A 24,732-nucleotide genomic window follows, 5' to 3' on the forward strand; every position below is an offset into this window, starting at 1 on the left:
CGGTTGACGAGTCCCTGCACTCGTCAACCACGCACAGGCGGCGCAGCCGCCTGCCTACCCCTTCGCTGCGGCGATTCCGGCGCGGCGACCGTAGAAGCTGCCGTCGCCCAGCGAGGTGCCGCTTGCGTAGCCGCCCGCGCAGACGCCGGAGGTGCAGCGGCCGGCCGCGAACAGGCCGGGGATCGGCTCGCCGCTCACGTGCAGCACCTCCGAGTTGAGCGTGGTGCGCAGTCCGCCGAGGGTGAATCCGGCGGTGAAGTTGCGCAGGTCGAGCGCGGCGATGGGGGAGCCGATCGGCTTGCACCATTCGGACTTCTTGCCCAGCACCGGATCCTCGCCGTTCTCGGCGTGCCGGTTGTACACCTCGACGGTCGAGACCAGCGTGCCGGCAGGCAGGCCCATCTCCGACTCGAGCTCCTCGACCGTCTCCGCCACCCACTTCGGCTGGAACCGGAAGAACGGCGTCGAGCTGTCGCCCGCGCAGCCCTCCTCGTAGGCGTCTTCATCGATGATCAGGTAGGCCTGGTTCTCGTTGCGCAGCAACGTCTCCTGGCCGATCCGGCCCGGGTACGTGTCCTCGTTGACGTATCGCTGGCCGCGGCCGTTGACGAGGATGCCCCTGACCATCAGCTGCGGGTCGCCGAAGAACGCGACCTCGGTCGCGTCCATGTGCGCCAGGTCCGCGCCGAGGGCCTGTGCCATCCGGATCGCCCTGCCGTCGTGCTCCTCGATCGAGGCGCCCGGCTTGCCGATCAGGCGCGGCGCGTAGTTCTGCACCATCTCCTTGTTGTAGGCGAAGCTGCCGGTGGCAAGCACCACGCCGGTGCGGGCGCGGACCGCGATCTCCTTGCCGTACTGCTTGGCGACGATCCCCACGACCCGGCCGTCCGCATCGACGATCAGGCGCTGCACCCGCATGTCGTACTCGGCACGGACGCCGAGCTCCTCGGCCGTCTCCACCAGCGGCTTCATCAGCATGTAGCCGCCGCCCTTCTCGCCGGTGCGCTTGTCCGCCATCTGCGGGACGTGCCCGCGCGGCGCCGGGGTGGCGATGGTGTTGAACGGCGCCGCGTTCTCGCCGCCGGAGTACATCAGCCCGTCGTCGAACGGGGTCTCCCAGCCGGGCTGGCCGTAGAAGGACTCCTTGAACGGAACCCCGTTGTCCACCAGCCAGTTGTAGTGCTCGACGCTGCCCTCGCAGTAGTCGGTGATCTTCTCCTCGTCGGCGCCGGGGCCGAGGGCCGCCATCATGAAGGCCTTCATGTTGGCCGGCGTGTCCTCGAAGCCGAGCGCCTTCTGAAGCGGGGTGCCGCCGCCGAGGTAGATGAATCCGCCTGCCAGCGCCGCCGCGCCGCCCCAGCCGCTGGTTCGCTCGAGCACCAGGACATCCGCGCCAGCGCGAGCGGCCTCGATCGCGGCGCTGACTCCGGCGATCCCGTAGCCGGCGACGACCACGTCGGCTTCGTAGTGCCAGGTTTCGATGGTGTCAGCGGGCTGCGGACGGATGGGAGTGGCCTCGGCCATGAATGTGATCCTTGTCTCGAGAGTTGTTGCCTAGAGTGCAGTATTTCCGGCCGAGCCTCAACCGGCGGTGGTTTCCGCGGAGTCGGCCTCGGAGGCCTCCGCGGCCTTCGCCGCGGCGCGTGCGGCCTTGCGGCGGTCCGCCTTGACGGCGATCAGGGCGTTGTTGAGTCCGGTACCCAGCGGCCAGCCGACGTAGTGGCAGAGGAAGATCGCCGCCTCCTCGACCTGTTCCTCGGTCAGTTCCTCGTTGTGCAGTGCCGCGTTGATCTGGATCTTCGCGACGTCGCCCTGACCCTGCGCGGTGATGGCGCCGAGCAGCAACAGCCGCCGGTCGCGCAGGCTCAGCCCGGGCCGGGTCCAGATGTCGGCGAACAGATGGTCGGCGGTGACCGCGAAGAAGTCGCCGGGGATGTCGGCGGGCATCTCCCAGCCGTAGACCTGGTTCATCATCGCCACCCCGCGCGCGCGGGCGTCGCTGACACCGTTTCCGTCGGTCATGCGTGCTCCTTTGTGACAGCGTCGGATTGGGCACCGGTCCCGACCCCGAGTCCGGGGCCGAGGTCGGTGAGGGCTCGCCGGGCGAGCGGCAGGTCGATGTCGAGCCGCTCGCCGAGGTCGAGTGCCAGGGACAGGTCCTTCTCGCCGAGGTTGCGGACGTGCGAGAGGATCGGGTGCCAGAAGTCGTCCTCGGCGACCGGGGCGGTGTTCTCGCGCAACATGATCGCGCCCGCGCCCCCGGTGATGGCGTCGGTGTGCCGGACCACCTTGCCGAGCTCGCGGATGTCCAGGCCCGCGGCCTCGGCGAGGCGCTGTGCCTCGCTCGCGGCGGTGAACGAGACGAAGTGGAGCAGGTTGCGTGCCAGTTTCATCCGGGTGCCCGCGCCGACCGGACCGGCGTGGACGACCAACTCGGCCCAGCATGCGAACGGCCCGCTCACCGCAGCGAATGCCTCCTCGGACCCGCCGACCATGACCGCGAGACGCCCCTGCTTGGCGCCAGGGGCTCCGCCGCTGACGGGCGCATCGACCAGGTCGACCCCCCGTTCCCGGCAACGCTGCGCGAGGTCGGTGGCCGTCTGGTCGCTGATCGTCGAGTGCACCGCGATCACCGTGCCGGGTTCGGCGGCGGACAGGATCCCGTCGGGTCCGTCGACCACGTCCCGTACCTGTGCGTCGTCGAGGACGGTCACCGAGATCACCTGGGCCTGTGCGGCGACCGCGGCGGGCGTGTCCGCCGCGGTCGCACCCGCGTCCGTGAACGGTGTCAGTACCTCCGGTCGTGCGTCGCACACGACCAGTCCGCCGGGCCAGTCGAGCAACCGGGTGGCCATCGGCGCGCCCATGTTGCCGAGGCCGATGTAGCCGACCGTGATGTCGGTGTCGGTGCCCGTCATGACCGGAACACCTGTCCGCCGTCGACATTGAAGATCTGCCCGGTCACCCAGCCCGCCTCGTCGGAGAGCAGGAACAGGCACATTCCGACCAGGTCGTCGGTTGTTCCCATGCGCTGCAGGGGGATTCGCCTGACGATGTCCTTGACGATGTTGCCGGGCGTGACGGTGCGGGTGGCCTCGGTGTCGATAGGGCCCGGCGCGATCGCATTGATGCGAATGTTCGACCAGCCGAGCTCGGTGGCGAGCTGCTGGGTGAGGCTGTTGACGCCCGCCTTCGCCAGTCCGTAGTAGTTCGAGTACAACCAGGCCGCGGTGGAGGACTGGTTGACGATCGAGCCGCCATTGGCCCGCATGTGCGGGACGACCGCCCTGCAGACCTGCAGCGCGCCGTCCATGTTCACGCTCATGAACCTGCGGTAGTAGTCCCAGTCCACCGTGAGCAGCGAGTCGATCTTCATCTCGCCGTAGATCGCGGCGTTGTTGACCAGGTGCTCGATGCTGCCGTACCTCTCGATCGTGAAGTCCGCCAGCGCCTTCGTCGATGCCCCGTCCGCCACATCGACTTCCTTGAAGGCGGCGGAGCCCCCGTCCGCGGTGATCTGCTTGGCCACGGTCTCGCCGAGCTCACGGTTGAGGTCGGCGACCACCACGTTGGCGCCCTCCGCCGCGAGTGCTCGCGCGTAGCTCTCGCCGATGCCCTGCGCCGCGCCGGTGACGATGGCGGTGCGTCCGTCGAAACGTCCCATGTGTCTGTTCTCCTCGGTAGGTGTACGTCGGCAGGCTGTGGATCAGGTCGTCGCGGGGGAGGCGACGAGTTTGGTCTCCAGGTACTCCTCGAAGCCGGCCACGCCCATCTCGCGGCCGATCCCGGACTGCTTGTAGCCACCGAACGGGGCGTCCGCGGAGTACCAGACCCCGCCGTTGACGCTGAGCGTTCCGGTGCGCACACCTGCGACCACGCGGTTCACCCGTTCCGGGTCGGTACCCCACACCGAGCCGGACAGCCCGTACGGCGAGTCGTTGGCGATCCGGACGGCGTCCTCGTCGCCGTCGTGCGGGAGGATCACCAGGACCGGGCCGAAGATCTCCTCCTGGGCGACCCGCGCGGAGTTGTCCACCCCGGCGATCAGGGTCGGCTCGACGAAGAACCCGCGGTCCCGGTCGGCGGGTCGGCCACCGCCGGTGACGATGGTGCCGCCCTCCTCGACCGCCAGCTTCAGGTAGCCCTCGACCCGCTCGCGTTGGCGCGCGGAGATCAGTGGCCCGCATACCGTTCCTGGCTTGCTGGGGTCGCCTGCGCGGATGCCGGACATGGTCGCGGCGGTCGCCGCGACCGCCTCGTCGTAGCGGGCGCGTGGGACGAGCAGCCGGGTCGTCAGCGCGCAGCCCTGCCCCGCGTGCACGCAGACCGAGAAGGCCGCGACCGAACAGGCGCTCGCGAGGTCGGCGTCGTCGAGCACGATGAACGCGGACTTGCCGCCGAGCTCGAGGAACACCTTCTTCAGGCTGTCGGCCGCCGAGGCCATCACCGTGCGGCCGGTCGCGGTGGACCCGGTGAACGAGACCAGGTCCACGCGCGGGTCGGTGCACAGCTGCGCGCCGAGTGCGTGGTCGGTGGAGGTCACGATGTTGACCACGCCCGCAGGGATCTCGGTCTCCTCGGCGATCACCCTGCCGACCAGCGCCGCACACCACGGGGTGTCGGGTGCCGGCTTGAGCACCACGGTGTTGCCCGCGGCAAGGGCGGGCCCGAGCTTGGCGAAGTTGATCTGGTGCGGGAAGTTCCACGGGGTGATCGCGCCGACGACACCGACGGCCTCCTTGAGAACCCGGCGGGCGGTGGGGATCCCCATCGGCGTCGCGGACCCGAGATCCTGTTCCCACGAGTAGTTCTCGGCCAGATCGGCCCAGTAGCGCAGGTCTGCGATGGGGCCCTCGAGCTGCGGTCCGCTTGTCAGCATCGCGGGCGCACCGACCTCGGCGATGGTCACCTCGCGCAACTCCTCGATGTGTGACTGCAAGGCGTCGCACAGTTGGCGCAGGCACCGGGCGCGGAACGCGTGATCGCGGGACCAGGTGCCCTGATCGAACGCGCGGCGGGCGGCCGCGATCGCGGCGTCCATGTCGGCGGCGGTGGCCTCGGCCGCCGATCCGAGCACCTCCTCTGTTGCGGGGTTGAGCACCTCGAAGGTGCCGCCGGAACCGGGGACGAGCTTTCCGTCGATCAGCAGGGCCGAACTGTCGGTCGGGCGAAGCGTCATGCTCAATTCCTCCACATCTGGACAGGTGTCTGGACTATAGTTCGCACAGAGGTGCCTCGCAATGCTTTCAGGCAGAAGAACGTCGAACGTTCCATTGATTGCAGGGAGTAATCCGATGAATCGAGTCGCAGGCAAGGTCGTGTTCGTGACCGGCGCAGCACGCGGGCAGGGCCGCAGTCACGCGGTCCACCTCGCCGAAGAGGGCGCGGACATCATCGCGTTCGACCTCTGTGCGGACATCGCGAGCAACGAATACCCGCTCGCCACCGAGGCCGATCTGGAGGAGACGGCACGGCTGGTCGAGAAGACCGGCCGCAGGGCGTTCACGGCCCGCGTCGACGTCCGCGACCGGGCGGCCGTCGAGGCGTCGCTGGCCGAGGCCGTCGGCGAGCTGGGGGGCCTCGATGTCGTGGTGGCCAACGCGGGAATCTGCCCGCTGGGCAAGCACGTTCCCAACGCGGGCTTCGTGGACGCCTTCGATGTGAACTTCGTCGGCGTGGTGAACACCGTGCACGCGGCGATGGAGTACCTCGGCGAGGGTGGCTCGATCATCGCGATCGGTTCGGTCGCCGGCCTGGTGCCGCAGACCGGGTTCAACGGCCAGCAGGCGCTGCAGGGTCCGGGCGGTGACGGGTACGGGCTGGCCAAGAAGCTGATCCAGGCCTATACGAACGCGCTGGCGCTGACGTTGGGGCCGAGTTCGATCAGGGTCAACGCGATCCATCCGACGAACGTGAACACCGACATGTTGCAGAGTGCGCCGATGTACAAGACGTTCCGGCCCGACCTCGAGAACCCCACCGCTGAGGACGCGGCGCTGACCTTTCCGTTCATGCAGGCCATGCCGATTCCGTGGGTCGAGCCCGCGGACATCTCGCACGCGGTGGTGTACCTGGCCTCGGACGAATCGCGGTACGTGACCGGTCAGCAACTGCGTGTCGACGGCGGGGCCGGAATGAAGATCGGGCTCTAGGCGATCGACTCGCTGACCGGCCGCGAAAGGCGAAATCGAGCGCGAAAACGGGTACCGCCGGACGGGAGACCGTAGTAATGTCCAGACATGTGTCCAGTCGTAGTTTCGAGTCGACCCGCAGACGGTTGACCGAGAAGCAGGCCGACACCGTCGAGCGACTGACCGGTGCCGCCGTCGAGGTGTTGCGCGAGCAGGAGTTCGGTGGGCTGACCGTGCGTGCGGTGGCCGCGCGGGCAGGCGTCGGCCCGGCGACCGCGTACACCTACTTCTCGTCGAAGGAACATCTCGTCGCCGAGGTCTTCTGGCGACGGCTCGAGGCCTCCGAGGTTCCGGACGGCACCGGCCTGGACCGCACGGAACGGGTGCTGTCGGTGCTGCGCGGGATCGCACTGCTGCTGGCCGACGAGCCGGAGGTGTCCGACGCGGTGACCGGCGCCCTGCTCGGCGCCGATCCGGACGTCGAGCACCTACGCGGCCGGATCGGATTCGAGATCCACAACCGGCTCGGGCAGGCCCTCGGCCCGGGGCACGACCCAGAACTGCTCGAAACCCTCGAACTTCTCTACGCGGGAGCTCTCCTGCGCGCCGGGATGGGATACGGGTCCTACCCGCAACTCGCGCAGCGACTAGAGGCCTCCGCCAGACTGATCCTGGAGCCACGATGACCGAAGCCCTGATCACCCCGGTGGTCTTCAATCCGTACGACTACGACTTCCACGACGATCCGTACCCCACGTACAAGCGGCTGCGTGAGGAGTCACCGATCTATCACAATCCGGCGATCGGGTTCTGGGCGCTCTCGCGGCACGGCGACGTCGCCGACGCCTTCAAGGACAATCGCCGGCTCTCGAGTGCCAACGGCGTCTCGCTCGATCCGGCCGCCTACGGACCGCACGCGCATCTGGTGATGTCCTTCCTCGCGATGGACGACCCGCGGCATATGCGGTTGCGGCAGTTGGTCTCTCGTGGGTTCACGCCCCGCAGGGTGGCCGAGCTCGAGGGTCGGATCCTGGAGCTGACCGATCAGTACCTGGAGCCGGCGCTGGCGGCGGGAGAGTTCGACTGGATCGCCGAGGTGGCAGGCAGGCTGCCGATGGACGTGATCTCCGAGCTGATGGGGGTGCCGGAGCCGGATCGCGCTGAACTGCGACGGATGGCGGACCTGGTGGTGCACCGGGAGGACGGGGTTCAGGACGTCCCGCAGGCCGCGGTGGAGTCCTCGATCGCCCTGATGGGCTACTACCGGGACATGATCGCGGAGCGCAGGCGGTCGGCGACGGAGGACCTCACCTCCGCGCTCCTCGAGGCCGAGATCGACGGGGACCGGCTCAGCGACGAGGAGATCCTCGGGTTCATGTTCCTGATGGTGGTGGCGGGCAACGAGACCACCACCAAGCTGCTGGGGAACGCGCTGTACTGGGGCTCACGTCATCCCGGCCAGGTTGCGCCGGTGCTCGCCGACCCGGACCGGACACCGGACTGGGTGGAGGAGACGCTGCGCTACGACACCTCGAGCCAGATCATCGCCCGCACAACGGCGGTGGATCTCGAGTACTACGGCCAGACCGTGCCCGCGGGGGAGAAGATGCTGCTCCTGATCGGCTCCGCCAACCGGGACTCCGACGTGTTCGAGGAGGCCGACGAGTTCCAGATCGGGCGGAACTCGACCAACAAGCTGGCGAGTTTCGGTGGCGGCGTGCACTTCTGCCTCGGAGCCCACCTGGCCAGGCTCGAGGCCAACATCGCGCTTGCGGAGTTCGCCAGGAAGGTGTGCGACTTCGAGGTGGACGAGTCCGGGATCGAGCGCGTCCATTCGACGAACGTCAGGGGCTTCGCGGCCCTGCCGGTGAAGGTGCAGGTGAACTGATGCCACGATTCGAACCGAACCCGGAGCGCAGACCCGCGGTGATCTCCGGCGCCTCCTCGGGGATCGGCACCGCCACCGCCTATGCGCTCGCCGAGCTCGGCCACCCGGTGGCGCTGGGAGCCAGGCGGGTCGCGGAGTGCGAGGCGATCGCGGAGAAGATCAGGCAGGGCGGCGGCGAGGCGTTCGCGTACTTCCTCGACGTCACCGACGCCGCCTCGGTCGACGAGTTCGTCACGGCCGCGGAGGATGCCTTGGGGCCGACGGAGATCGTGCTCTCCGGCGCCGGCGACCTCGAGTTCGGTGCGGCCGACCAGATGGAGCCGGAGCGATTCCTCAAGCAGGTCGAGGTGCACCTGGTCGGTGCGCAGCGGCTGGCGCACCGGATCCTGCCCGGCATGCGCGAGCGGCGCCGCGGCGACTTCGTGCTGATCGGATCCGACTGCGCGGACCGTCCACGGCCGCTGATGGGTGCCTACGACGCGGCCAAGGCGGGTCTCGAGGCGATGGGGCGGCAGATGCGAATGGAGCTCGAGGGCACCGGAATTCGTGCCTCCATTGTCAGGCCGGGGCCGACGCTCACCGGGATGGGGATGGATTCCACCCCTGAGGTCATCGGCCCGCTCGCCGAATCCTGGAAGACCTGGGGCTTCGCCCGGCACGGCTACTTCCTGCGCGCCTCCGACATCGCGAACGCCGTCGTCGCGGTGGTGTCGGCGCCGCGCGGCGCGCACCTGGTGCTGGTCGAGGTCCAGCCGGAGGCGCCGCTGAGCGCTCCCGCCACCGAGAACCACCCCGACCCGAAGGAGGCGAAGCGATGAGTCTGCAAGATCCCCAACGCGTATCCGGCGGCGAGCACGAGCACGGCCACCTCGAGGAACTGCGCACCGATCCGATCGCGTTGATGCGCCGCGTGCGCGAGGAGTGCGGCGATGTCGGGACCTTCCGGCTCGCCGACCGCGAGGTGGTGCTGCTCTCCGGGGCCGAGGCCAACGAGTTCTTCTTCCGCTCGTCGGACGAGGACCTCGACCAGCAGGCCGCGTACCCGTTCATGAAGCCGATCTTCGGGGCGGGTGTGGTGTTCGACGCCAGCCCGGAGCGGCGCAAGGAGATGCTGCACAACCAGGCACTGCGCGGTGAGCAGATGAAGGGTCACGCCGCGACGATCGGTGCCGAGGTGGAGGCGATGGTCGCGGGATGGGGAGACGAGGGGGAGATCGACCTGCTCGACTTCTTCGCCGAGCTGACCATCTACACCTCCTCGGCCTGCCTGATCGGCAAGAAGTTCCGCGATCAGCTCGACGATCGGTTCGCCAAGCTCTACCACGAGCTCGAACAGGGCACGGACGCAATCGCATTCGTCGACCCGTACGCGCCGATCGAAAGCTTCCGGCGCCGCGACGAGGCGCGGCTGGCGCTCGTGGCGCTCGTGCAGGAGATCATGACCGGACGGATCGCGAACCCGCCGCAGGGCAAGGACGACCGGGACATGCTCGACGTGCTGGTCTCGATCAAGGACGAGTCCGGTGCGGAGCGGTTCAGCGCCGACGAGATCACCGGAATCTTCATCTCGATGATGTTCGCGGGCCACCACACCACCTCCGGCACCGCGGCCTGGAGCCTGATCGAACTGCTCCGGCACCCGGACGCCATGAAACAGGTGGTCGGCGAGCTCGACGAGCTGTACTCGGACGGCGCGGACATCAGCTTTCACGCGCTGCGGCAGATCCCGGTGCTGGAGGCGGTGGTCAAGGAGACCCTGCGACTGCACCCGCCGCTGATCATCCTGCTGCGGCTGGCGCGCGACGACTTCGAGGTCGGTGGGTTCCGGATCGAGAAGGGCAACCTGGTCGCGGCGACCCCGGCGATCTCCAACCGGATCCCCGAGGACTTCCCGCGCCCGGACGACTTCGACCCGGGTCGCTACATCGATCCGAACCAGGAGGACATCGTCAACCGGTGGACCTGGATCCCGTTCGGGGCGGGCAGGCACCGCTGCGTCGGGGCCGCGTTCGCGCAGATGCAGCTGAAGGCGATCTTCTCGATCCTGTTGCGGGACTTCGAGTTCGAGATGGCGCAGCCGTCGGAGTCGTATCGGAACGACCACAGCAAGATGGTGGTCCAGCTCGAGCAACCGTGTCGGGTCCTGTATCGCAGGCGGCGAGTCGAATGAGGATCGAGGTCGACGCGGACCTGTGCCAGGGGCACGCCGCGTGCGAGATGGAGGCGCCCGAGGTCTTCTCCGTACCCAAGCACGGGACCGTGCAGATCCTCGATTCCGACCCTCCCGAGTCCCTGCGCGCGAGTGTGGAGAACGCGGTGAAGTTCTGTCCGACCCGCGCGCTGAGAATGACCGAATCCGAAGGAGACCAGTGATGTCCCAGTTCGATCGTGCGGAGCTCGACGAGATGGTGTCGCGATGGGTCGAGGAGAACAAGCGTTGCGAGGCCGCAGGCGACTGGAAGCCGTTGGCGCAGATGTACACCGAGGACGCGACCTACGGCTGGAACTACGGCCCGCAACAGGACTTCATGGCCGTCGGCCGCGACGAGATCCGCGACATCGCGCTCGGCCAGGAGATGTTCGGCCTCGAGGGCTGGCAGTACCCCTATCAGGAATTCGTTGTCGACGAGCGCAGTGGCAACGTCATCGGCCTGTGGAAGCAGATCGCCGACGCCACCCGCGCCGACGGCAGCAACTATTCCGTCCACGGCATCGGTGGCAGCTGGTTCCGCTACGGCGGAGACTTCCAGTGGTCCTGGCAGCGTGACTTCTTCGACTTCGGCAACGTCTCGGCGCTGTTCCTGGAGATGATCACCGACGGCGCGCTCTCGGACGGAATGAACGCGCGCATCCAGCGGTCGGTCTCCGGGGAGAAGCTCCCCGGCTGGTACCCGGCCGGCGGCGCCCCGGTTCCACTGTGGTGAGCGGGGTGGCGGTCAGCGATTCGTTCGCGGCGCTGTCGCGGGCCGAACTCGCGACATTGGTGCCCGAGCTGCTGCTGTGTGGGCAGCTGATCGATCGCTCGGGAATGGCGCACCTGATCGTGGAGTTCGGGCGCGAGGGCATGGCGGCCGTCGCGATCGAGGAGTGGCAGGCGTCGAGCCCCTGGTACACGCGCCGGATGCAGAAGGCGCTGGGATACGAGGGCGACGACGTGGTCACGATCTTCAAGGGACTACAGCTCGACATCGGGGCACCGCCCCAGTTCATGGACTTTCGGTACCGGGTCGACGATCCCGCGCACGGCGAGTTCTGGCTCGATCACTGCGGCGCCCTGATGGACGTCGAGCCGCTCGGTGACGAGTACGTGAAGACCATGTGCCACGACATCGAGGACCCGACCTTCGATGCGACTGCGCTGGCCACCAACCCGCACGCACAGGTGCGGCCCATCCACCGCCCGCCGCGCCGCCCGGCGGACCGTGGGCCGCACTGCGCGTGGACGGTGGTCATCGACCCGTCGCACGCGCCGCCCCAGATGACTACGCACACCGAGCAGATCGGCCGCACCGAGGCCAACACGGTGGAGCTGAGCCCCATCGACCGCACGGGGGAGGGCGCGCACGACTATTCGGGCCCGTTGCTCTCCGACGTCCGGTTCGCGGACTTCTCGCACTCGGCCCTGGTGCGGATCGCGGAGGAGGTCTGCCTGCAACACCATCTGCTCGCGCTCGGGTTCCTGCTCGCGGTCCGCAAGCGGGCGGAGGAGGACAAGGCGCTCGAGATCACGCGCAAGCAACTCACCGGGATCGCGGGCGTGGCCGCGCAGCGGATCCGCGATGCGCTCGGGCTGCCGCATGACCTGGCCGGCCTTGCCGAGGTGATGTCGGTGCATCCGCTGCTGAACCCGAAGCAGTACGTGGACAGCGATATCCGGCTCGGGGGCGGGCGGCTGGAGCTGCAGCTCGGTCGCGGCGGAGCTGCGGACGCCGACGGAGGCTGGCCAGCCCTGATCGTCGGCGACCACCTCGAGCCGCTGCAGGCGCTGGTGCGCGGGGTCGACCCCCGATTCACCGTCCGATTGCTCTCGGAGGACGTCGACGCGCTCCTCGTCGAGGTGGTGACCGAGGACGAACCCGCGCCTGAGTGTGTCGAGGTCGCCATCACCCGGGTCAGTACCGGGGCCGGGTTCGTGTTCGCAGATCGTGGAATCCCCTTGCCGCTCACGGTGATCTGAGCGCCCAACGCTGGAAGGACTCGCATGGCATATACGTTCGCTGACCTGTTCGAGCACGCCGTCGACGCCATGGGCGACCGCGTCGCCGTGATCGCGGGCGACGGGCAGGTGACCTACCGGGAGTTGGACGAGCGCGCGAACCGCCTCGCCCACCATCTCGAGTCCGTGGGGTTCGGCGCGGGGGCGCACATCGGTATCCAGATGCACAACTCGATCGAGACCATGGAGGCGGTGCTGGCCGCCTTCAAGATCCGGGCGGTGCCGCTGACCGTCAACTATCGTTACACGGCCGACGAATTGGCTTACCTCTACGACGACGCCGATCTGGATGCGGTGGTCTATCACCGCGGGTTCGGCGAGCGGGTCGCGGAGGTCGCGCCCTCGATGCCGCGGATCCGGCATTTCGTCGAGGTGCCGGACGTGCTGGAACCGGCCGCCGTCGACGCCCCGGTGCTCGTTCATGGCGCGGTCCGATACGAGGAAGCGCTCGCCGCCGAGTCCCCGGCCCGCGGCTTCGACGAGCGCAGCGGCGACGACGTCTACATCCTGTACACCGGCGGCACCACCGGCAGGCCGAAGGGGGTGGTGTGGCGACAGGAGGACATGTGGCGGGTCCTCGGCGGCGGCCTCGACTTCTTCACAGGGGAACCGATCGCCGACGAGTACCAGCAGTCCCGCACCGGGGCCGCTGGCGAGCAGATCCGGATGCTGATCCTGCCGCCGCTGATCCACACCTCGGCGCTGATGCCGACGTTCACCGCGCTGCTGGCGGGCAACGCGGTGGTCTACGACGCGAAGTTCGATGCCGAACGCACCTGGGACCTGGTCGCCCGGCACCGGCCGACGGCGATGGTCATCACCGGCGACGCGATGGGTCGGCCGCTGGTGGAGGCATACCGGAACGTCCAGGCGGACACGTCGAGCCTGGCCGTGGTCGCCTCGGGTGCGGCGCTGTTCTCCGCGTCCGTCAAGGATGCGTTCTTCGAGGCCATCCCGAACCTGATGATCTCGGACTCGGTGGGTTCCTCCGAAACCGGCTTCGGTGGTATCGGATTCGCCACGAAGGGGTTCGAGCAGCATGGCGGCCCGAAGGTGGGATCGCACAGGCACACCGTGGTGGTCGACGACGAGAATCGGGTGCTCGCACCGGGATCCGGCGGGGAGGGATGGCTGGCGAAGCTCGGCTACGTCCCCCTCGGCTACTACAACGACCCCGTCAAATCGGCGGAGATCTTCCGGGAGATCGACGGGGCGCCTGCCGTGGTCACCGGGGATAGAGCGCGCATCGAGGACGACGGGTCGGTCACGCTGCTCGGTCGCGGCAACATGGTGATCAACACCGGCGGCGAGAAGGTGTTCGCCGAGGAGGTCGAGGCGATCGTCAAGGCCCATCCGGACGTATACGACGCCATCGTGATCGGGGTGCCCGACGAGCGCTGGGGAAATCGGGTGGCCACGGTGCTGTGCCCCCGCGACGGTGCGCCCGACTTCGAGAGCCTCGAGAAGCACGCCCGCAGCCACCTCGCCGGGTACAAGATCCCGCGATCGTTCTGGATCGCCGACGAGGTCGAGCGGACGCCGAGCGGCAAGCCGGACTACCGCTGGGCCCGCGACCACGCCGCCGGCCGCGCGCCCGATCACCGAATCGACTGACCCCGCCCCGAAAGGCCTGCCATGACCGATCTGCACGTCCCGGCGCTCGACCTCCCGACGGGCTTCGACGTCACCGATCCCAAGCTGTACGGCGACCGCGTGCCGCTCGCCGAGTTCGCGCAACTGCGCCGCTGCGCCCCGGTGTGGTGGAACGAGCAGGAACCGGGCACCGGCGGCTTCCACGACGGCGGCTGCTGGGTGGTCTCGCGGCACGCCGACGTGCGCGAGATCTCGCGCCGACCCGAGCACTTCTCGAACCACGCGAACGGGTCGATCCCGCGGCACCAGGACGACATCTCCGCCGAGGAGCTGGAGGTGACCAAGCACGTCCTGATCAACAAGGACGCGCCCGAGCACACCCAGCTGCGCAAACCGGTCTCGCGGCTGTTCACCCCGCGCGCGGTCGAGTCGATGCGGGCCGCCCTGGACGAGCGCGCGGACCTCATCGCCCGCACCGCGGTGGCGAACCGGAGCGGGGACTTCGTCTCCGAGGTTGCCAGTGAACTCCCGATGCAGGCGATCTCGGAACTGCTCGGGGTGCCGGAGGACGCCAGGAAGCAGCTCTTCGAGTGGTCCAACCAGATGACCGGGTATGACGACGAGACCCTCGAGGGCGCGTCGCGGATGGCGTCGGCGCAGATCCTCGGGTACGCCTACCAGCTCGCGGAGGCGCGCCGTACGGAGCCGCTCGAGGACATCATCTCCACGCTGGTGCACGCCGATGTCGACGGGGAGGCCCTGACCCCGAGCAGTTCGGCTTCTTCGTGATCATGCTCGCGGTTGCAGGCAACGAAACGACCCGAAACGCGACGACGCTCGGCATGATGGCGTTCATGGAGCACCCCGAGCAGTGGGAGCGCTACAAACGTGAGCGTCCCCGCACCGCGGCGGACGAGATAATCCGCTGGGCGTCGCCGCTGACCTCGCTGCAGCGAACGGCGCTGGTGGACACGGAAATCGGTGGAACCGCCATCAAGGCGGGACAGCGAGTGGTACTGCTGTACGGGTCAGCGAATTTCGACGAGGACGTGTTCGACAACCCACGCACCTTCGACATCACCAGGGATCCGAACCCGCACCTCGCCTTCGGGGGACCGGGCCGCACTACTGCATCGGGGCCAACCTGGCCCGAATGGAACTGGATTTGATCTTCAACAAGATCGCAGACCACATGCCCGACATCTCGAAGCTCGGTGACCCTCGCCGCCTGCAGTCCGGATGGATCAACGGGGTCACGAGCTTCGAGGTCGACTACGGACCCCGCGCGTCCGGGTGTCCCGTAGCGCACTGACAGGGCGTGCACACGACGAGGGAGGGCTCGTGGCGAGTACGACGCTGAAGGGGCCGATGCGCGAGCTCGGCCACTTCTACCGGATGGGGGCGGATGTCGCGGTCGGGTTGGTGCGCACCCGTTTCCAGCTCCAGGAGTTCCTGGAACAGAGCTGGATGATCGCGCGGGTGTCGATCGTGCCGACGGTGCTGGTCGCGGTGCCGTTCACCGTGCTGGTCAGCTTCACACTCAACATCCTGCTCCGTGAGATCGGGGCGGCCGACCTCAGCGGGGCGGGCGCCGCCCTCGGCGCGGTCACCCAGGTGGGCCCGGTGGTGACGGTGCTGATCGTCGCGGGTGCAGGGGCCACCGCGATCTGCGCCGATCTCGGCTCGCGCACCATCCGCGAGGAGATCGATGCGATGGAGGTGCTCGGCATCGATCCGGTGACCCGCCTGGTGATCCCGCGGGTGGTGGCGTCGACGGTGGTCGCGCTGCTGCTCAACGGGCTGGTCTGCGTGATCGGCATCGCGGGCGGGTTCGTGTTCTCGGTGTTCCTGCAGGGCGTCAATCCGGGCGCGTTCGCGGACGGGATCACGCTGCTGACCGGCCTGCCGGAGGTGGCGATCTCGATGGTGAAGGCGGCGCTGTTCGGCCTGCTCGCGGGGCTGGTCGCGTGCTATCGGGGACTGACGGTGCGCGGTGGGCCCAAGGGCGTGGGGGAGGCGGTCAACGAGACCGTGGTCTACGCCTTCATGGCGCTCTTCGTGGTCAACACCATCGTCACCGCGGTGGGCATCCGGCTGACGGCGGGCTGACGCGATGGCATTGGCGACGACCGGCAAGTTCGGCCGTACCCGCAACCGGGCGGCAGGCCTTTCCCGAACCGTGGACGACATCGGCCGCCAGGCGGTGTTCTTCGTCCGCGCGCTCGCGCACGTGCCGTGGGCGCTGCGTAAGCATCCCAAGGAGGTGCTCCGGCTGATCGCCGAGATCAGTATGGGCACAGGTGCATTGGCCCTGATCGGCGGGACCGTTGCCGTCGTCGGGTTCCTCACCCTTGCCTCCGGTGGCACGATCGCGATCCAGGGTTTCAGCTCGCTGGGTAATATCGGGGTCGAGGCGCTGACCGGGTTCTTTTCCGCCTTCATCAACGTGCGGATCGCGGCGCCGGTGATCGCCGGCATCGGGCTGTCGGCCACGATCGGCGCCGGTTCGACGGCGCAGCTAGGCGCGATGCGGATCAGCGAGGAGATCGACGCGCTCGAATCGATGGCGATCAGTTCCGTTCCGTATGTGGTCAGTACCCGGGTGGTGGCGGGCATGATCTCGATCCTGCCGCTGTACTCGCTGGCGCTGGTCGCCTCGTTCCTGGCGGGCCGGTTCACCACCGTGGTGCTGTTCGGCCAGTCGTCCGGGCTCTACGACCACTACTTCTCGACCTTCCTCGACCCGATCGACGTCATGTGGTCGTTCGTGCAGGTCCTCGTGATGGCGATGCTGGTCATGCTGATCCACACCTATTACGGCTACCACGCGACGGGTGGGCCCTCCGGGGTCGGCACCGCGGTCGGCCGCGCGGTCCGGCTGTCGCTGATCTGTGTGGTCGCGGTGACCCTGCTCGTCTCACTCGCCATCTACGGCGGGTCCGGCAACTTCAACCTGTCGGGTTAGGGGGCAGATGCGCAGGAACGGGTACAAGCTGGCCGCACTCGCGCTGGTGACCGCGATCGGGGGCGTCGTCGCACTGGCCGTGGCGATGTTCGATCAGTCCTTCTCCGACCGGGTTCCGGTGACCGTGGTCGCCCAGCGCGCGGGCCTGGTGATGGATCCGGGCGCCAGGGTCAAGATGGCGGGGGTCACCGTCGGCACCGTCGATTCGATCACCCAGTCCGGCGAGTCCACCGCGCTCCTGTCACTGCTGATCGATCCCGATGCGCTCGATGCGATCCCGGCGAACGTCGACGTGCAGGTCACGTCGAACACGGCGTTCGGAGCCAAGTTCGTCAGCATGTCCGCGCCCGAGCAGCCGAGCGCGGAGCGGCTCGCCGCGGGTTCGACCATCGACGCCTCACACGTGACGGTGGAGATGAACACGGTCTTCGAGAACCTGACCGAGGTGCTGCGCACCGTCCAGCCCGAGAAGCTGGACGCCACGCTTGCCGCCCTCTCGAGTGCACTGCAGGGCCGTGGTGATCGGCTCGGTGTCGCACTCGGACAGGCGGACTCGTCGCTGGCGGAGTTCGGGGCGGCCCACGGCGCGCTCGACCAGGTGCTGACCGAGCTGCCGCCCGTGTCCGACACCTATGCCGCGGTGGCCCCGGATCTGATGCGTTCGCTCGGCGCGCTGACCACCACCGGGAACACCGTGGTGGACCGACAGGCGGACCTTGACCTGTTGCTGCTCGAGGTGACCGGGCTAGCGAACACGGGGGACGAGGTGTTGACGCAGAACAGCAACGCAGCCGTCGACGTGGTCTCGCTGCTGCGTCCCACCGCGGTGCTCCTCGAGGAGTACTCGCCGGTGATCCCCTGCATGTTCACCGGACTGCAGGAGAGCAAGAAGATCGGTGACGGCGCGTACAACGGCCAGCCGGGGATCAAGATGTCGATCGGCCTGATCGCAGGCACCGAGCCCTACCACTACCCCGACGACCTGCCCAAGGTCGCGGCGACCGGCGGCCCGCATTGCATGGGGCTGCCACTGCGTGACCCGAACGTCAACGCACCCTTCCTGGTCACCGATATCGGAGTGAATCCCTTTGCCCCCGAGCGTCAGCCGAATGGCGGCCTGCCGAGCGGTGCGACAGCGAACCTGATGACCTACCTGTTCGGAACGGCGGTCCGATGAAAGTGCGCGGGTACACCGTCAAGTTCGGGATCTTCGTCCTGGTGATGCTGCTGGTGAACGCGGGATTGATCCTCGTGTTCGGCCAGTTGCGTAGCGGCGGCGCGAACTCGTACGGCGCCGAGTTCACCAGCGTGTCCGGTCTCAAGCCCGGCGACAAGGTGCGGATCGCCGGGGTGCCGGTTGGTGCCGTCAGCGCGGTCGAGCTCGGCGAGAACCGGCGGGCACAGGTGGAATTCACCGTCGACGCCGGTAACACGGTGACCGTCGCGACCAGAGCCGCGGTGCGATACCAGGACCTGGTCGGCAACCGGTACCTCGAGTTGCTCGACAGCCCCGGCACCGCCGAGCCGCTCGTCGAGGACGCGACCATCCCGGTCGAACGCACCGCGCCCGCACTGGATCTCGACGCGTTGCTCGGCGGCTTCAAGCCCCTGTTCCAGGCACTCGACCCGGAGCAGGTGAACGCGCTGTCGATGTCGTTGCTGGAGGTGTTCCAGGGGCAGTCGGGGACCGTCTCGTCGGTGCTCGCGCACACGGGCTCGCTGACCAACACCCTGGCGGACCGCGACGAGCTGATCGGCCGCGTGATCGACAATCTCGACGGGGTGCTGAGCGAACTACGTGCTCGCGGTGGGCAGTTCAGCGGCACCCTGGACCACCTACAGCAGCTGGTCAGCGGCCTCGACGCGGACCGCCAACTGATCGGCGCCGCCGTGACGAGCGTGAACACCGCCACCGGTACCTTCGCCGACCTGCTGACCGACACCCGGCCGAACATCGCGGGCACCCTGACCGAGCTGAACACGAGCCTGGATCCACTGATCGAGCAGCAGGGCGAGCTGAACCGGATCGTGGAATCGATGCCCGCGAACTACCGACAGCTCATCCGGGTCGGCGCCTACGGTTCGTTCTTCAACTTCTACCTGTGCGGAATCGCGATGAAGGTCGACGGTGCCGACGGCAGGCCGATCACGGTCGACCTGGTCGACCAGAAGACCGGGAGGTGTGCGCCGCGATGAGGAACATGGTGGAGAGCAACGCGGTGCGCGTCGGGGTGATCGGCCTCGCCGTCACCGCGGCGGTCGTGCTGACCGCGCTGCAGTACCAGGACCTTCAGTTCCTGAAGTCCGGGGTGGGGTACAGCGCGGTGTTCGACGATGCCAGCGGGCTGGCCGTCGGCGACGAGGTCAACGCCGCGGGAGTGAAGATCGGCACCGTCGAGGAGATCGGTGTCGAGGGCGGGCGAGCCGTGGTGAGCTTCACCCTCGACGGATCGATCGGCATGGGGGAGAGCACCGCCGCCGCCATCACCACCATGTCGCTGCTCGGCAAGCGGGCGGTCACCCTCGACCTGGCGGACGACGGCCGGATGCCGGTGGGCGGGCAGATATCCCTCGAACGCACCCGGTCGGCGTACTCCTTGCCGGATGTCCTGGGGGACCTGACCACGACCGTGGAGGACATCGACCTCGACCAGTTGTCGGCCTCGCTGGACGAGGTGGGGAAGGTGATGGCGGACAGCGCCCCGAACCTGCGACCCGCCCTCGACGGCGTCAGCCGGATCTCCACCAGCATCAGCAGCCGTGACGAGACCCTGCGGGCGCTGCTCGCCGACGCGAACAACGTGGCCGGGCTGCTCGCCGAGCGTGGTCCGCAGGTGAATTCCCTGCTCGTGGACGGCAATACGCTGCTCGGAGAGCTCGTCAGTCGCCAGGGCGCCCTGTCGGAGGTGATCACGAACGTCTCCGCGGTCTCGACAGAGTTGAGCGGGCTGGTGCATGACAACGAGGCGCAGTTGAGCCCGGTCCTCGACGAGCTCAACACCGTGGTGGGGATCCTGCAGAAGAACCGGGACAACCTGGCGCAGGGCATCGACGGGTTGGGAACCTATGTCGGCACTCTCGGCGACACCGTGGCCAGCGGCCCGTTCTACTACGCGTACATCCAGAACCTGTTGCCCGCCCAGTACAACCAGCCGCTGATCAATGCGATGTTCGGGCTGCCGCCCGCGCCGCTGCCGATTCCGGAGGTCCGCTGATGATCACCTGGCGCAGGATGGTTGTTGGCGGGGTGGGCCTCGCACTGGCAGCCGCGGTCGTGGTGTCCGGTTACCTTGCGGTGGACCATTTCCGGCACTACCGGGTGACCGCCTACTTCACCTCCGTCACCGGCCTGTACGTCGGCGACGACGTGCGCGTGGTCGGGGTCGACGTCGGCAAGGTGACCGGCATCGACCCGGATGGCGACCGGATGCGGGTGCGACTCGAACTGGATCGCTCGGTGCCCGTGGCTGCCGACGCGAAGGCGGTGATCGTGGCGCAGTCCCTCGTCTCCGCGCGGTTCGTCCAGCTGACCCCGGCGGTCACAGAGGAGTCGACACCGGCCCTGGCCGACGGCGCCGAGATCGGACTCGATCGCACCGCCGTCCCGGTCGAGTGGGACCGGGTCAAGCAGGAACTGGGCCGGGCGGCGGAGGCGTTGGGTCCGAACGGGGACGACCCCGGCCCCGCGGCGAACCTGCTCGACGGGGCGGGAACCGCGTTGCAGGGCAACGGCGTCGCGCTGGGGGAGTCCGTTGTGGAGCTGTCGCGGGCGATGAGCACCCTCGCGGGCAGCGGCGGTGACCTGTTCGGCACGATCCGCGGTCTGCAGGCGTTCACCACCGCGCTGGCCGCAAGCAACGAGCAGATCGTGCAGTTCCAGGGCCGACTCGCGACGGTGACGGGGGTACTGGCCGACAGTCGAACACAATTGGCGCCCGCGCTGGCACAGCTGGACACCGCGATCGCCGACGTGCAGCGTTTCGTCGCGCAGAACCGGGCCGGGCTGACCGAGCAGGTGCGCACACTCGCGGACGTGTCGCAGGTGCTGGTCGACAAGAAGGACGGCCTCGAGAAGGTGCTGCACCTGGGGCCGACCGCACTGTCGAACTACTACAACGTCTACCGCCCGGCGCAGGGCGCGATGGTCGGCGTGCCCGCCTTCCAGAACATCGGCAACCCTATCGACCTGATCTGCGGCGGCATCGCCGGTCTGGCGAACGAGACCTCGGAGCAGGGTGCGGAACTGTGCGCCCAGTATCTCGGTCCGCTGCTGAACACCGTCCGGGCCAACTATCCGGACCTGAGCATCAATCCGACTCGGGCGCTCGGCGCCACCCCGGACCAGTTGGTGTACAGCGAGCCGCAACTGAAGCCGGCGGCGTCCGCCACGTCGATGCCTGCACTGACCATGCCGACGGTTCCGGTGCCGCCGAACCTGGCCGATCTGATGACACCAGGGAGGTCGACCCGATGACGAAGCGCGCGTGGGGGATCGGCGGCGCGGTGGTGGCCGCCGCGACGCTGCTGTCCGGCTGCCAGTGGAGTGGGCTGAACTCGGTGGCCCTGCCCGGCGCGGCAGGCAGGGGCGAGGGCAGCTACACCGTGGTGATCGAGATGCCCGACGTCACCACGATCAGCCCGAACTCCCCGGTGCTCGTCGATGACGTCACGGTCGGCAGCATCAGCTCCATCGAGACGCAGAACTGGCACGCGAGAGTGACCGTGTCGCTGGAGGACTCGGTGCAACTCCCGGCCAACGCGACCGCGAAGATCGGTCAGACCAGCCTGCTCGGCTCCAAACACATCGCGCTGGCGCCGCCGACCGATGTCGCACCGGAGGGCAGGCTCGACGAGGGGTCCGTGATCCCGCTGGCCTCGGCGGGGTGTACCCGACCACCGAGGAGGCGCTGACCGCGCTGTCCGTCGTCCTCAACGGTGGCGGGCTCGCGCAGGTGCAGACCATCACCACCGAACTGAACAAGGCGCTCGACGGCAGGCAGGATGCGGTGCGGGACCTGCTGCCGCAGCTGGACTCGCTCACCGAGATCCTGGACCGGCAGCGGGAGGCGATGGTGACCACGATGGCGAACCTGGAGCTGTTCGCGGGCGAGATCAGCTCTCAGCGTGAGGTTCTCGGTCAGGCGCTGGAGACCCTGGACCCGGCGATGGCGGTGCTGGCCGCGCAGCGCGCCGACCTGACGGCCGCCCTCGACGCGGTCGGGAGGTTCGGCGACGTGGGGACCGACCTCGTGAACAGGAGCCGCGACGATCTCAAGGCGGATCTCGCGGCACTGGAGCCGACCCTGGCCAAGGTCGTCGAGGCGGGGCCGGACCTGATCAACAATCTGGGCAACCTCAGCACCTTCCCGTTCCCCAGACGGCGATCGACCAGGGCATGCGAGGCGACTACACGAATCTGTGGGCGCTGATGGACCTGACCTCGGATCGGTTGCGGACCGGCCTCGGCTTCGGCACGCCGTTCGGTCCGCCGCCGTCCGTGTCCGGTGGCAAGCCCACCAACCCGATGACCGCGCCGCTCACGGCCGCGGCAGGCCAGGACGGGAGCGGTCGATGATCCTGACACGCATGGTCCGCACGCAGTTGACGATCTTCGCGGTCATCGCGGTGATCGGCATGACCGCGGCAGCGGTCTCCTACCTGAGGGTCCCGACGGCGCTCGGTATCGGCCGCTACACGGTGACCGTGGAATTGCCGAATGCCGGTGGCCTGTACCGCAACGCGAACGTCACCTACCGCGGTGACACCGTGGGCCGTGTGCGGGAGGTGCGACTGGATCCGGACAGTGTGCGCGCCGAGCTGACGCTGGAGAGCGCGGTGCCGGTGCCCAGCAGCGATCTCACGGTCGCGGTGCGCAGCGTGTCGGCGATCGGTGAGCAGTACGTGGACCTGCAGCCGACCGGCACCGAGGGGCCGTTCCTTGCCGATGGCGATGTCATCGAGGCCGAGCAGGTGACGGTGCCGCAGGAGATCGGTCCGGTTCTCGACCAGGCGAAGGCGATGCTGGCGTCGGTTCCGAGGGACAAGTTGCGCGCGGTGATCGACGAATCCGCGGCCGCCTTCGCGGGCCGGGCTCCGGACCTCGCGCGGTTGCTGGACTCGACCACTTCGTTCATCGACCAGGCGTCGGAGGCGACCACTCCCGCGACCACACTGGTGCAGCAGCTCGCCCCGCTGCTCGAGACCCAGGTGGTGACCGGTGATCAGATCCGGCAGTGGACCACGAATGTGGCGCACCTGAGCGGCGAGTTGGCGACCGCAGACGGGTCGGTGCGCGGCATCCTCGACAAGGGCCCGGGGTTCGCCGACGAGGCCGACGCGCTTTTCCAGGACCTGCGCCCGACCCTGCCGCTGCTGCTCGCGAATCTCACCAGCACCGAGCAGGTCGCGGTGACGTACAACGCGTCCCTCGAGCAGGTCCTGGTGATCCTCCCGCCGCTCATCGCGGCCCAGGAGACGGTGGTGCAGCGCGGTCAGGCCGATGGAGCCGCCAACGTCAACTTCCACCTGGAGGCCCAGGATCCGGCGGCCTGCTCGACCGGGTACCTGCCCGCCTCGGAGCGTCGTGATCCCAACCAGACGAGCGTCCCCGACACACCCCCGGATCTGTACTGCAAGGTGCCGCAGGACTCGATCTTCGCGGTGCGCGGATCCCGGAACATCCCGTGCACGGAGGTGCCGGGCAAGCGGGCGCCGAATCCCCAGATCTGCCGCAGCCCCGAGCCGTTCGTCCCGAGCGGGACCAATGCGCCGGACGAGCTGTCCACGGGCGCAGCGGGAACCCGGCACACCGACCTCGCCCCCGCGGCGGCGCCCGCGGAGGGGGCACCGGGATGGCAGCAGCTGCTGACGGGACCGCGGCCATGACCGAGGCCGACACGGAGGTCCCCGACTCGCCCGTTGTGGATGAGGGCACCCGATCGCCGTCCGGACGACGTCGAATCCTGTTGTCCGCGTTGGCCGGCGGGGCGGCGATCGCAGTGGTGGCCTGCGCCGTCGTGGCGACCACCACCTACCTCGGCGATCGCTCGCGCGAGGCGCACCGCCAGGCGCTGGTCGAGGCTGCCGGCGACGGGGTGTTGGCGCTGATCGACGTGCACACCGGCACCACGGAAGACGACCTGGCGCAACTGCGAGAGCGGAGCACCGGTGCGTTCGCGCAGGAGCTCGGTGACAGCTCCGACGGACTCGCGGCGTCGATCCGGGACGCGGCGGTGAACTCGGACGGGCGGATCGACTCGGCCGCGCTGGTGAGCGAGTCGGGAGAATCGGGCGTGGTGATCGTGGCGGCATCGGCACAGGTCGGCAACGCCGACAGTCCGACCGCGACACCGCGCAGCTACCGGCTCCGGGTGATGATCGACGAGGTCGAGGGTCGGCTGCTGATGTCGGGTGTGGAGTTCGTGCCGTGAGCGGGCGGACGCGGCGGGTCGCGGCCGGCGGGGCAGTTCTGGTGCTCCTCGCATCGCTGCTCGTGACCGCGGCGCTGATGTGGACCAACCGGACGACGGCGCAGCAGGAGTCGGCCCGCGGCGAGGCGCTGGCCGTGGCACCGGAGCGAATCGAGGCGCTGCTGAGCTACGACCCCGCGACGGTGGATGCCGACCTCGACGAGGCGGCGCGCGGCGCCACCGGGACGTTCGCGGAGGGGTTCCGCGACTTCGCGGCGAACACCGTCGCCCCGAAGTCGAAGAGTGAGGGGATCAGCACCAGGGCGCGGATCGCGGAGACCGGCTATCTCGGCGGGTCCGCGGATCGTGCGCGACTGCTCGCCTTCGTCGACCAGATCACCACCAGCACGCGATCGCCCGCGCCGACCTCGACGTCGAGTCGGGTGATCGTGACGATGGAGCGCATCGGCGACGAGTGGTTGATCGCGGAGATGACCCCGATCTGATCGGTGGGTCGACCGCGGCGCGGC

The 24,732-nt window shown here is 68.6% G+C and carries 26 protein-coding genes and 1 pseudogene; 22 read left to right on the forward strand and 5 right to left on the reverse strand.

What is annotated here, in order from left to right; genetic code table 11:
* Positions 1-54: 54 nt before the first annotated feature.
* Genes BTZ20_RS10350 through BTZ20_RS10370 form a run of 5 tightly spaced genes read right to left on the reverse strand, consistent with a single transcriptional unit; the run spans position 55 to position 5,179 of the window.
* Positions 55-1,524 carry an FAD-dependent oxidoreductase gene (locus BTZ20_RS10350; RefSeq protein ID WP_077041292.1) on the reverse strand — a complete coding sequence of 490 codons (1,470 nt, stop codon included), beginning with the start codon at positions 1,522-1,524 and terminating at the stop codon, positions 55-57.
* Positions 1,525-1,581: 57 nt separating this feature from the next.
* Entirely contained in the window at positions 1,582-2,022 is a 441-nt protein-coding gene (locus BTZ20_RS10355) for a carboxymuconolactone decarboxylase family protein (protein WP_077041293.1), read from the reverse strand.
* Positions 2,019-2,918 carry an NAD(P)-dependent oxidoreductase gene (locus tag BTZ20_RS10360; RefSeq protein WP_077041294.1) on the reverse strand — a complete coding sequence of 300 codons (900 nt, stop codon included), beginning with the start codon at positions 2,916-2,918 and terminating at the stop codon, positions 2,019-2,021. Before BTZ20_RS10360 ends, BTZ20_RS10355 begins: the two co-directional genes overlap by 4 nt.
* Positions 2,915-3,664 (reverse strand): SDR family oxidoreductase, encoded by a 750-nt coding sequence (locus BTZ20_RS10365; protein ID WP_077041295.1) that lies wholly within the window; start codon positions 3,662-3,664, stop codon positions 2,915-2,917. The genes BTZ20_RS10360 and BTZ20_RS10365 overlap by 4 nt, the downstream gene beginning before the upstream one ends.
* A 42-nt stretch (positions 3,665-3,706) precedes the next feature.
* Positions 3,707-5,179 carry an aldehyde dehydrogenase gene (locus BTZ20_RS10370; RefSeq protein ID WP_077041296.1) on the reverse strand — a complete coding sequence of 491 codons (1,473 nt, stop codon included), beginning with the start codon at positions 5,177-5,179 and terminating at the stop codon, positions 3,707-3,709.
* Positions 5,180-5,294: 115 nt separating this feature from the next.
* On the opposite strand from BTZ20_RS10370, the gene BTZ20_RS10375 reads away from it, so the two are divergent.
* The 22 genes and pseudogenes from BTZ20_RS10375 (at position 5,295) to BTZ20_RS10470 (ending at position 24,708) form a co-directional block, all read left to right on the forward strand.
* Complete coding sequence (locus BTZ20_RS10375) at positions 5,295-6,152, forward strand: mycofactocin-coupled SDR family oxidoreductase (protein WP_077041297.1); 858 nt, start codon at positions 5,295-5,297, stop codon at positions 6,150-6,152.
* Positions 6,153-6,229: 77 nt separating this feature from the next.
* Complete coding sequence (locus BTZ20_RS10380) at positions 6,230-6,817, forward strand: TetR/AcrR family transcriptional regulator (RefSeq protein WP_077041298.1); 588 nt, start codon at positions 6,230-6,232, stop codon at positions 6,815-6,817.
* On the forward strand, positions 6,814-8,019 hold the full coding sequence (locus BTZ20_RS10385) for a cytochrome P450 (protein ID WP_077041299.1): 1,206 nt from the start codon (positions 6,814-6,816) through the stop codon (positions 8,017-8,019). The genes BTZ20_RS10380 and BTZ20_RS10385 overlap by 4 nt, the downstream gene beginning before the upstream one ends.
* Positions 8,019-8,837, forward strand: coding sequence for an SDR family oxidoreductase (locus BTZ20_RS10390; RefSeq protein WP_077041300.1), 819 nt, complete (start codon positions 8,019-8,021; stop codon positions 8,835-8,837). The genes BTZ20_RS10385 and BTZ20_RS10390 overlap by 1 nt, the downstream gene beginning before the upstream one ends.
* Complete coding sequence (locus BTZ20_RS10395; protein WP_077041301.1) at positions 8,834-10,189, forward strand: cytochrome P450; 1,356 nt, start codon at positions 8,834-8,836, stop codon at positions 10,187-10,189. The genes BTZ20_RS10390 and BTZ20_RS10395 overlap by 4 nt, the downstream gene beginning before the upstream one ends.
* Positions 10,186-10,392 carry a ferredoxin gene (locus tag BTZ20_RS10400; RefSeq protein WP_077041302.1) on the forward strand — a complete coding sequence of 69 codons (207 nt, stop codon included), beginning with the start codon at positions 10,186-10,188 and terminating at the stop codon, positions 10,390-10,392. Before BTZ20_RS10395 ends, BTZ20_RS10400 begins: the two co-directional genes overlap by 4 nt.
* A complete protein-coding gene (locus tag BTZ20_RS10405; protein WP_077041303.1) occupies positions 10,392-10,943 on the forward strand; it encodes a hypothetical protein in 552 nt (183 codons plus the stop codon). The genes BTZ20_RS10400 and BTZ20_RS10405 overlap by 1 nt, the downstream gene beginning before the upstream one ends.
* On the forward strand, positions 10,937-12,196 hold the full coding sequence (locus BTZ20_RS10410; protein WP_077041304.1) for a hypothetical protein: 1,260 nt from the start codon (positions 10,937-10,939) through the stop codon (positions 12,194-12,196). The genes BTZ20_RS10405 and BTZ20_RS10410 overlap by 7 nt, the downstream gene beginning before the upstream one ends.
* A gap of 24 nt (positions 12,197-12,220) precedes the next feature.
* Positions 12,221-13,849: an acyl-CoA synthetase gene (locus tag BTZ20_RS10415; RefSeq protein ID WP_077041305.1), complete on the forward strand. Its 1,629-nt coding sequence runs from the start codon at positions 12,221-12,223 to the stop codon at positions 13,847-13,849.
* Between the two features lie 21 nt (positions 13,850-13,870).
* Positions 13,871-15,140 (forward strand): annotated as a pseudogene (locus BTZ20_RS10420) (cytochrome P450).
* A gap of 56 nt (positions 15,141-15,196) precedes the next feature.
* Positions 15,197-15,937, forward strand: a complete 741-nt coding sequence (locus tag BTZ20_RS10425; protein WP_037175188.1) for an MlaE family ABC transporter permease — start codon at positions 15,197-15,199, stop codon at positions 15,935-15,937.
* Positions 15,938-15,941: 4 nt separating this feature from the next.
* Complete coding sequence (locus BTZ20_RS10430; protein WP_077041306.1) at positions 15,942-16,793, forward strand: MlaE family ABC transporter permease; 852 nt, start codon at positions 15,942-15,944, stop codon at positions 16,791-16,793.
* 7 nt (positions 16,794-16,800) lie between these two features.
* Positions 16,801-17,970 carry an MCE family protein gene (locus BTZ20_RS10435; RefSeq protein WP_077041307.1) on the forward strand — a complete coding sequence of 390 codons (1,170 nt, stop codon included), beginning with the start codon at positions 16,801-16,803 and terminating at the stop codon, positions 17,968-17,970.
* Positions 17,967-18,989: an MCE family protein gene (locus BTZ20_RS10440; protein WP_077041308.1), complete on the forward strand. Its 1,023-nt coding sequence runs from the start codon at positions 17,967-17,969 to the stop codon at positions 18,987-18,989. The genes BTZ20_RS10435 and BTZ20_RS10440 overlap by 4 nt, the downstream gene beginning before the upstream one ends.
* Entirely contained in the window at positions 18,986-20,008 is a 1,023-nt protein-coding gene (locus tag BTZ20_RS10445; protein WP_077043614.1) for an MCE family protein, read from the forward strand. Before BTZ20_RS10440 ends, BTZ20_RS10445 begins: the two co-directional genes overlap by 4 nt.
* Positions 20,008-21,267, forward strand: a complete 1,260-nt coding sequence (locus BTZ20_RS10450) for an MCE family protein (RefSeq protein ID WP_077041309.1) — start codon at positions 20,008-20,010, stop codon at positions 21,265-21,267. The genes BTZ20_RS10445 and BTZ20_RS10450 overlap by 1 nt, the downstream gene beginning before the upstream one ends.
* Positions 21,264-21,704, forward strand: coding sequence for an MlaD family protein (locus BTZ20_RS27195; RefSeq protein WP_189636625.1), 441 nt, complete (start codon positions 21,264-21,266; stop codon positions 21,702-21,704). The genes BTZ20_RS10450 and BTZ20_RS27195 overlap by 4 nt, the downstream gene beginning before the upstream one ends.
* Complete coding sequence (locus BTZ20_RS27200; protein WP_189636626.1) at positions 21,677-22,222, forward strand: MCE family protein; 546 nt, start codon at positions 21,677-21,679, stop codon at positions 22,220-22,222. Before BTZ20_RS27195 ends, BTZ20_RS27200 begins: the two co-directional genes overlap by 28 nt.
* Entirely contained in the window at positions 22,189-22,368 is a 180-nt protein-coding gene (locus BTZ20_RS27205; RefSeq protein WP_189636627.1) for a hypothetical protein, read from the forward strand. Before BTZ20_RS27200 ends, BTZ20_RS27205 begins: the two co-directional genes overlap by 34 nt.
* Positions 22,365-23,678, forward strand: a complete 1,314-nt coding sequence (locus tag BTZ20_RS10460) for an MCE family protein (protein ID WP_077041310.1) — start codon at positions 22,365-22,367, stop codon at positions 23,676-23,678. Before BTZ20_RS27205 ends, BTZ20_RS10460 begins: the two co-directional genes overlap by 4 nt.
* A complete protein-coding gene (locus BTZ20_RS10465) occupies positions 23,645-24,223 on the forward strand; it encodes a hypothetical protein (protein WP_145982268.1) in 579 nt (192 codons plus the stop codon). The genes BTZ20_RS10460 and BTZ20_RS10465 overlap by 34 nt, the downstream gene beginning before the upstream one ends.
* The gene (locus BTZ20_RS10470; RefSeq protein ID WP_077041311.1) at positions 24,220-24,708 is read left to right on the forward strand and encodes a hypothetical protein; all 489 of its coding nucleotides are present in this window, start codon (positions 24,220-24,222) and stop codon (positions 24,706-24,708) included. Before BTZ20_RS10465 ends, BTZ20_RS10470 begins: the two co-directional genes overlap by 4 nt.
* Positions 24,709-24,732: the final 24 nt, after the last annotated feature.

This window comes from Rhodococcus sp. MTM3W5.2 (assembly GCF_001984015.1).
Lineage (GTDB): Bacteria > Actinomycetota > Actinomycetes > Mycobacteriales > Mycobacteriaceae > Rhodococcus_G > Rhodococcus_G oryzae.